The sequence below is a fragment of the Mannheimia sp. E30BD genome (assembly GCF_041807785.1).
GTDB lineage: Bacteria > Pseudomonadota > Gammaproteobacteria > Enterobacterales > Pasteurellaceae > Mannheimia.
Map to the genome: position 1 here is coordinate 1 of NZ_JBGTYX010000037.1, position 7,768 is coordinate 7,768.

At 42.7% G+C, this 7,768-nt stretch carries 8 protein-coding genes and 1 pseudogene; all 9 read right to left on the bottom strand.

Features of this window, described 5'->3' with window-relative positions:
- Positions 1-214: 214 nt before the first annotated feature.
- The gene (locus ACERCG_RS11820; RefSeq protein WP_373612262.1) at positions 215-973 is read right to left on the bottom strand and encodes a DUF2063 domain-containing protein; all 759 of its coding nucleotides are present in this window, start codon (positions 971-973) and stop codon (positions 215-217) included.
- Complete coding sequence (locus ACERCG_RS11825; RefSeq protein WP_373612256.1) at positions 963-1,886, bottom strand: DUF692 domain-containing protein; 924 nt, start codon at positions 1,884-1,886, stop codon at positions 963-965. The genes ACERCG_RS11820 and ACERCG_RS11825 overlap by 11 nt, the downstream gene beginning before the upstream one ends.
- Positions 1,887-1,966: 80 nt before the next feature.
- Entirely contained in the window at positions 1,967-2,269 is a 303-nt protein-coding gene (locus tag ACERCG_RS11830) for a hypothetical protein (RefSeq protein ID WP_373612257.1), read from the bottom strand.
- A 24-nt stretch (positions 2,270-2,293) separates the two neighbouring features.
- Positions 2,294-2,734, bottom strand: coding sequence for a DoxX family protein (locus ACERCG_RS11835; RefSeq protein ID WP_373612263.1), 441 nt, complete (start codon positions 2,732-2,734; stop codon positions 2,294-2,296).
- A gap of 175 nt (positions 2,735-2,909) precedes the next feature.
- Entirely contained in the window at positions 2,910-4,139 is a 1,230-nt protein-coding gene (locus ACERCG_RS11840) for an alanine--glyoxylate aminotransferase family protein (protein WP_373612258.1), read from the bottom strand.
- A 180-nt stretch (positions 4,140-4,319) separates the two neighbouring features.
- The gene (locus tag ACERCG_RS11845) at positions 4,320-5,588 is read right to left on the bottom strand and encodes an amidohydrolase (protein ID WP_373612259.1); all 1,269 of its coding nucleotides are present in this window, start codon (positions 5,586-5,588) and stop codon (positions 4,320-4,322) included.
- A gap of 51 nt (positions 5,589-5,639) precedes the next feature.
- Positions 5,640-6,932 (bottom strand): C4-dicarboxylate transporter DcuC, encoded by a 1,293-nt coding sequence (gene dcuC / locus ACERCG_RS11850; protein ID WP_373612260.1) that lies wholly within the window; start codon positions 6,930-6,932, stop codon positions 5,640-5,642.
- 9 nt (positions 6,933-6,941) lie between these two features.
- Positions 6,942-7,646 (bottom strand): dipeptidase PepE, encoded by a 705-nt coding sequence (gene pepE / locus ACERCG_RS11855; protein WP_373612261.1) that lies wholly within the window; start codon positions 7,644-7,646, stop codon positions 6,942-6,944.
- A 20-nt stretch (positions 7,647-7,666) separates the two neighbouring features.
- Positions 7,667-7,768: pseudogene (locus tag ACERCG_RS11860) on the bottom strand (IS1595 family transposase); the annotation flags it as partial.

Genomic DNA, 7,768 nt, shown 5'->3' on the forward strand with positions numbered 1-7,768 from the left:
CCGTTCAAAGTGGCGGTAAACGCCTGTATGCGTAAGCTTTTAACCGTGATTAATGCCATCGTCCGTGATGGCTCACAGTGGAATGCTCACGCGGTTTAATTAACGAATTTGTATCTCGCCAAATATTTTGGGGAGATACAGTTGCTACACACGAACATTATTCATTTATTTAGAACTTAAACTCGCTTTTCTTAAAGAGGGAAATCCACTCATCTTAATCTTCAAATTCGCCTTCTGAATGGGAGATTGGATAAATCACTTCCGCATTCACCCATTTTTCCCAAATCTGACGCAAGACGGCTTTCAAACTGGGGTTTTGGTCGAGAAATTCACTGAGTTCGGCGAACAAGCCATTGAGGGAATTTTCGCCCTCTTGCAAGGAGCTGAGTAAGAAGAAATCCAGCTCTTCCAGCGTGTTGTAGTAAATCCCAAACTCTGCGTCCCGCCAGACTAACACATTGGTCTCGCCCTCTTCAAACTGCTTGAAATCGCTACGCAAAAAATTAGTAGCATATTGACGCAGTTCGGCTGTGCCGGAGAATTGCATTACGGTGTCATTATCCCACTCAAATTCACTTGGCACGCTTGCCATTGAGACTTCCGCCAGCAGTTGAGCATTTTCAAAGTCCATCAGCTCCAACAGATGCGGGGCGAAACAGCCATTTTCTCGGCAGAACAGCAGAAATTCGCCGGCGATGTCTTGGAAAAACGGCGAGTGGGCTTTGCCCTCCCGCACAAATTTTTCTTTGACTTCCGTCCATTCTTCACGGCTGATGTGTTGCGGTAGTTCCACATAACAGCGGTCGATAAAACCGAGTGTGTTATTACGCACAAGACGGGAATAGACACCTAATCGCTGTGGCGAAATGTTACCGCTCATTAAGCTCACATCGTTGTGGCGAATGGCGTTGGCAAATTCCGCTTGGGTCTCTTTGAGTGAAGGTTTATGTTCTTCAACCAATTTAAGCGGCATTTTGTAGCCCCGTTTTTGCATATTTTTGCTGTAAGCTCGCAATGTGCTGAACTTCATCAATCAGCTCTTGGAACGGAGGGAAGTTGAAATCCCGTTCAAGCAGTGTTGGTGGAATATGCGGTAAGCGTTCGTAGGTGTATTCCAGCAAGTCCCACACGGTTTTTTGCACCGCTTCACCGTGTGTATCAACCAGTAAAGTCGGCAGATGACGCAGTTCGCCTTTCACCATATTAAAGGATTCGCCTTCGGTGATTTTCACCTCTTCCGCCGCACCGTGATCTTCATCGTGGCCGGCAATGTGAATGTAATTCACCCGTTTTTTATCTACTTTATCGATGAATACGAACGGATCTAACAAGCCGTGATTTACGCCATTAACATAGATGTTATTCACATCGAGGTGAATACCGCAATCCGCTTCTTGGGCAATTGCATTTAAGAACTCGACTTCATTCATTGTGCTGGTTGGCGAATGCAGATAGTAGGAGGTATTTTCCAGCGAAATTTGCATACCGAGATAATCTTGCACCTGTTTGATCCGATTTGCAACGTGATGTACCGCTTCATCGGTAAACGGCATTGGCAGTAAGTCGTATAGATGGCCTTCGCATTCGCAGTAGCTTAAATGGTCTGAGAAGAAGAACGAATTGTACTGCTGTTGCATCGTTTTAATCCCTTTCAGCAATTCCATATCCAACGGAGCCTGGCCGCCGAGTGAGAGTGATAATCCGTGAATAATCACCGGGATTTTTTCAGCCGCTTTATCGAAGTTATAACGAGCCTGACCACCCATTTTCAGCCAGTTCTCCGGCGACACTTCCATAAAGTTAATAATTTTGTGGTCTGTCAGTGATAAAAATCCGTCCGCCAAATCACGGCGGTAGCCTAAGCCTGCACCTGTAAATTTCAGCATCGTTGTTTCCTTTAATTTGCAAAAAATTGAGTAAATTTGACCGCTTATGTAGGGTGCGTTAGCAAACGCACCCTACCTAGTTACTTAGAAGCTCCGCACTTCCCTTCGCCGCATTTACCTTCGGCAGCTTTTGGTGCAGCTTGTTTTGGAGCAGTTGCACCACATTTACCTTCGCCACATTTACCTTCTGCGGCTTTTGGCTCAGAAGAAGTTGCCCCGCATTTACCTTCACCACATTTACCTTCTGCAGCTTTGGTTTTTACGCATTTACCGTCTTTCATTTCGACACAAGCGTCTGCTTTTACTGCTTGAGTTTCAGCGTTTACTGTTGCAGTTGCCATTGTTAATGCACTGGCTAATGCCATTAAAGTTGCTTTTTTCATTAAAAATTTCTCCATAAGTTAGGGTTAAAGGAATTTCAACCAGCGTTTGGTTGGGGATTTTTTCTGTAACAGAAAATCGAGAGAGAGTGAGCCTGCACCTTGTAATAAAAGTGGAACAAACATCACTAAATAAATCACCGCCATTTTGTAGCCGTTATTACACACATTGTAGCCACTGCCTGCGTGCACCGCATACCAAGCGACAGCCGTTAAAATCATTAAGCCGAGTGTGCTGAAACGGGTGAATAAGCCCAATGCCAGCAGGATAGGGAAAATAATTTCCGCACCGGTGGCAACTGCCCAGTTAAGATCGGCCGGTAACAGATTAAACGGGAACGGGAAGCTCTCTTGAATTGAGCCGAACCAGTTTTCACCGTTCAATTTCGAAAGCCCTGCCTCGAAAAATTCATAAGCAAGGAAAAGGCGTAATGCCAGAAAGCCCAAGCCGTTTTTACAGGCTGTCATTGGGCAGGTGGATTGAGTTGAACAAGATGACATAAGATGCTCCTAAACTAAAAAACTGAGGATTAGACGGAGCAAGCGGTGGATTCTGACAAAAAATTTGCAAAAAAATGAAATTTATTTAGAAAAAATAAAAAATCCTTATCTTTCAAATAGATAAGGATTTAAAAAGTAAGAATTATTTTTCAGCCTCTTTATAAACTGCGAGAGCTGCTGCTACAGCATCGCCTGATGGCACTTTGACTTTGTGGCTTAGAAGTACAGCTTCTAACGCTCCTAAGGTTAATAGGATATTGCGTTTCTGGCTAGAGTAGCCCATATTGCCGACACGAATTACTTTACCATCTAACGGGCCAAATGAAGTCGCTAATTCAATGCCGAAGTGGTTTATAATATCGCTACGCAGAGCAGGGCCTGTAATGCCTTCCGGGATATGGAATGCCGTTACCACAGGGGCTTTGTGTTTACGATCACCGAAAATTTTCAGCCCCATTGCCTCTAAACCTGCACATAATGCTTTATCGTTTAAAATATGGCGAGCAAAACGAGCTTCTAAACCTTCTTGTAAAATAATGCGTAACGCTTCGTGTACGCCATATTGTGCAGAAGTTGCTTCTGTATGGTGATTTAAACGACGTGGGCTCCAGTAATCTTGTAATTGAGCTAAGTCTAAGTAGTTACTTGGAATTGGCGGTAATGTGCCGTCCACATCAGAATCAACACGAATGCCTTTTTCTACACGCTTACGTTTGGCAATAATCTCTTCAATACGTTTGTTATAAGTAATTAACGCTGTGCCTGATGGAGCAGAAATACATTTTTGCGTACCACCGATACAAGCATCAATGCCCCATTCATCAACACGGATATCAACACCACCTAAGGTCGCAACGGTATCTACAATCAACATTGCATCATATTGTTTACAGATTTTGCCGATCTCTTCTAACGGCTGCATCATAGAGGTGGAGGTTTCGCCGTGAATAATAGCAACTGCTTTATAGCCGCCTTTTTTCAATTCAGCTTCAATTTCCTCAGGCTCAAATACTGTACCCCATTCTCTTTCGATAATCGTAATATCTGCACCACTACGGGATAAAATTTCATTTAATAGATAACCGAAACGGCCAAATGCAGGAATTAACACTTTATCGCCCGGACAAATTGCTGCCGTTAAAATAGTTTCCAAACCACCACGAGACGTTGAGTTTACGACATAAGTTTGTTCATTTTTGGTTTGGAATACACGGCGTTCCATTTCCATTGTTTCATTCATTAATGAGGTAAACTCAGGGTCGAACTGACCTAAAATCGGAGCAGACATCGCACGTAAAACACGAGGATCGGCATCTGTTGGGCCAGGGCACATTAATAAACGAGGGGAGGGATTAATTTCTCTGAATTGCATAATTATTTCCTATAATCGAATGAATTAAAAAAACTTATGGATTCTACAATAAAAATTTGTGATTGCTCAATATTTTTTATATTTTAGAGAAATTATTTGCAGTGGAATGCTACAAGCGGTCGTTTTATGAGGAAATTTGCAAATGGAAAAAATAAGCCCTGAATTTCAGGGCTTTTGGCCTTAAGCTAATAGTCTTTCAACTAGCGTTGTATAGATATTTACGCCAGTTAAGAGTTGTTCTTCATCAAAATCAAATTCAGCTTGATGATGTTCTGCGGTGCGGTCTGCCCCGATAATAAAGTAGATAGCTTTACCGCCGTTATCTTGCACACGTCGCCCTAGAATAGTGGCATCTTCACTCGCATTAAAGGCGTAGTCTTGATCGCTGCTGTGAACCTGTGGTTGAGCAATCGCAATTTCTTTGATTAGCTCCACTAACTCCACATCATTAACCATATCTACAGCTTCGCCCATAATTTCAGCTTCATATTCTACTGCAAAGCTAGTGGCAATACCTTTGGCAATTTGCATTACTTGATCTGCCATATATTGATTGATCGCTTTATTTTCACCACGCACTTCAAGTTTAAGTTCAGCGTCAGCAGGAATAACATTTCGTCCAGAACCTGCTTTGAACACTCCAACATTGATACGGCTCATTCCTTCTCCGTGTCTTGAAATGCCGTGAACTTGGGTAACAGCGTGAGCCGCCGCAAGTAAGGCATTATGCCCTAAATGTGGAGCTGCCCCTGCGTGGGCAGGTTTGCCTTTGTAGCGAATATCAATTTTGGTGGTAGAAAGGAAATTTTTCGGATCGGCTAATACTGTGCCGCTATTTGCACAGAAGCTAATGTGCGAGCCAGCAAAGTAATCTGCATCATCAATGATACCGCTTGCAGCAATGGCGGCAGCACCTCGAACGCCTTCCTCAGCAGGTTGGAACACAATTTTGACTTTACCTTTGAGCTTGTCTTGGTTTTCCATTAACCAGTGAGCGACACCTAAGCCGATAGTGATATGCCCATCGTGCCCGCAGGCGTGCATTTCCCCATCATTGTGTGAAGCAAAACCAAGTTGGTTTGCTCGATGGTTAGGATCTTTGGTTTCAGCCACATCAACGCAGTCAATATCAAAACGTAAAGCAATGGTTTTGCCGGGCTTGCCAGAGTCAAATACTGCAACACAGCCTGTATAGCCTTCCATTTTTTCGAGCCATTTCGGATTTGCTCCATATTCTCTAGCTCGTTTTATCCCTTTTTCGACAATAGCTTGATTACGACCACGCACAAAATCAGGATTGATAATTTGCTTGCCGAGTAAAATGTCAAAACTGATTTCTGAGAGGTAATCTGCAATTTTGCTGGTTGTCCAAAATTCACTCCAACCTGTTTCAGGGAATTGATGAAATTCACGACGCCATTGGATCAGTTTTTCTAATGAAATACTCATAGTTCCTCCTCGTAACAATCGCCCTTTGTGTTATGACAAAGGGCAGTTGGGTTATAGCATAAATAATGCTAGGAATAGGATTGCAAGTATCATACCCGGTGCAGTACGTTTAATCATTTCAACAGGGTTTGCTCCTGCAATACCAGCACACACAATCACTACACCTGCAATAGGCGAAGCGGTACGACCGATTGCCCCTGCAATAGCAGCTGCCATACCTAAATTAACGTGGGTATAACCTAATTCTGCTGCGTGTGGGGTAACTGCAGTGTTAAAGGCAATAGCTGCGGCATCGCCAGAGCCTGTTACCATACCCATTAAGAATGGTCCGATAGTTGCTCCCCAGCGTACAAATTCGTTTGAGTGTTTTAAGAATTCGATGGCAGAATCAATCGCACCTGTGGCTTTTAAACCTGCCACAAACACACCTGCAGCAATGATGATACCTAGCACGTTCGCATAGGCATAACCCATTCCGTTAAAGAATTCATTGGTAATTTTGGCAGGCGAGGTACGAGTGATAATTAAGCCATAAATAGCCCCAATTAACATCGCTTGCGGTACGCCCATTTTTGTCCAACTTAGCCAAGAGATTTCTTGTAATGACGTTCCGCCAATCACTAAGATAACTAATGGCACTAGTGGTGCAATGGCATAGAGAATGTTGGTCTTGGTTGCCTCAGTTTGAGTTTGTTCAGCATTTTGTAAATACGCATCACGATGTTCTTTGCCATAATCTTTAAAAACAAGAGCAAGAATAGTAAGAGCAATAGCCCCAATCGCTCCTGCAATAATGGTATAAGGAGCGTGAGAAAGGTTTACCTGCGTAACAGTTAAGCCAGACATCTCACTGATCATTGCAGAATGTGAAGATCCCGGGCTCATCATTGAGCCAAATGTACCTGCCAGAATTGCCGCCCCCGCCATTGCTGGGCGAACACCTGATGATTTTAATACAGGAATTAGCGTTGCTCCTACTGCTGCAGCACAACCAGCAGCTGATGGAATGGCAATATTGATAAAAAAGGTAATGATGGTGGCAATCGGAATTAAGAAAAATTTTAATCCGCTTAAAGGTTTGGTTAAGAGCTGGACTAAGTGATTATCACAGCCTGTTGATTTCATCACATAGGCAAAACCCATACTGGAACAGATTGCCATAATCAGACCGCTTGAGGTCATACTTTTGGCAAAAGCATCAAGTGCTGCCATAGGTTGTAGGGTAAGCAGCGCCATTCCCAAACCCATTGCAATTAACACCGTTCTGGTTTCGTGCTTTTTGATTAGCAAATAGATAGTAGTGGTGATACCCACTATCGCAACAATTAAATTAAAGGTATTCATATCTGCTCCTTAATAAGTAAAAGTAGAGTTTGGCTCAAACGTTTTTAACTGCATATCTTGACTAAATTGTAAAACGGCGGTTTCGCCTAGCACACGAGCCTGATTACCCTGAATATGTAACGCCGTGCCTTCAGGTAGGGCGTAAACGAGAGAAGTCGGATTTACAATCAGAAATTCTTTTAAGCGTTCTTCACGGCTCTCGCCATTATGACCTTGAATTTTGCCAGAGATAAAATGAGGATTAATTTGATGAGGGAATAAATTTAATGCGTTAAAGGAAGGCGGATAAGTAATCGGCATATCGTTTGTAGTCATTATTGACAAGCCAGCCACATTTGCTCCCGCACTCCAGCCGAAATAAGGTGTGCCGTTTTCTACTTTTTCACGAATGCACGCTAACACCTGATTTTCATACATCTGATTTAACAAACAAAATGTATTACCACCACCAATTGCAATCACATCTGCTTGTTCGATAATATCAGTATGCTTTTTAGCCCGATGAACGGAAATAATCTCTAATTCCAGCTCTGCTAACTTTTCTTGTACTGTTTGCTCATATTCATCGTAGCTACGGCTTACACCTGCATAGGGTAAAAATGCGACTTTTTTACCTTTATGGTCAGCCAAAAAATCTTTTAACCATTTAATTGTATGAGCAAGATACTCGGTATTTTTATATTTAGAGCCGCTCATTAGTAGCATATTTTTCATGGGGCTGTAGTAGATTAGCCCTAAATCTCACACCATTTTCGCAACGTTTTGAGCTGTTCTTTTGGTGTACCAAAGTTAAACCGAAATTCACATTCCTTCAAGAATAAAGGGAAATTTTTTCG

Coding starts and splice junctions, on each gene's coding strand:
- ACERCG_RS11820 (WP_373612262.1), bottom strand. CDS start 973: ATGCCGCTTAAATTGGTTGAAGAACATAAACCTTCACTCAAAGAGACC.
- ACERCG_RS11825 (WP_373612256.1), bottom strand. CDS start 1,886: ATGCTGAAATTTACAGGTGCAGGCTTAGGCTACCGCCGTGATTTGGCG.
- ACERCG_RS11830 (WP_373612257.1), bottom strand. CDS start 2,269: ATGAAAAAAGCAACTTTAATGGCATTAGCCAGTGCATTAACAATGGCA.
- ACERCG_RS11835 (WP_373612263.1), bottom strand. CDS start 2,734: ATGACAGCCTGTAAAAACGGCTTGGGCTTTCTGGCATTACGCCTTTTC.
- ACERCG_RS11840 (WP_373612258.1), bottom strand. CDS start 4,139: ATGCAATTCAGAGAAATTAATCCCTCCCCTCGTTTATTAATGTGCCCT.
- ACERCG_RS11845 (WP_373612259.1), bottom strand. CDS start 5,588: ATGAGTATTTCATTAGAAAAACTGATCCAATGGCGTCGTGAATTTCAT.
- dcuC (WP_373612260.1), bottom strand. CDS start 6,932: ATGAATACCTTTAATTTAATTGTTGCGATAGTGGGTATCACCACTACT.
- pepE (WP_373612261.1), bottom strand. CDS start 7,646: ATGAAAAATATGCTACTAATGAGCGGCTCTAAATATAAAAATACCGAG.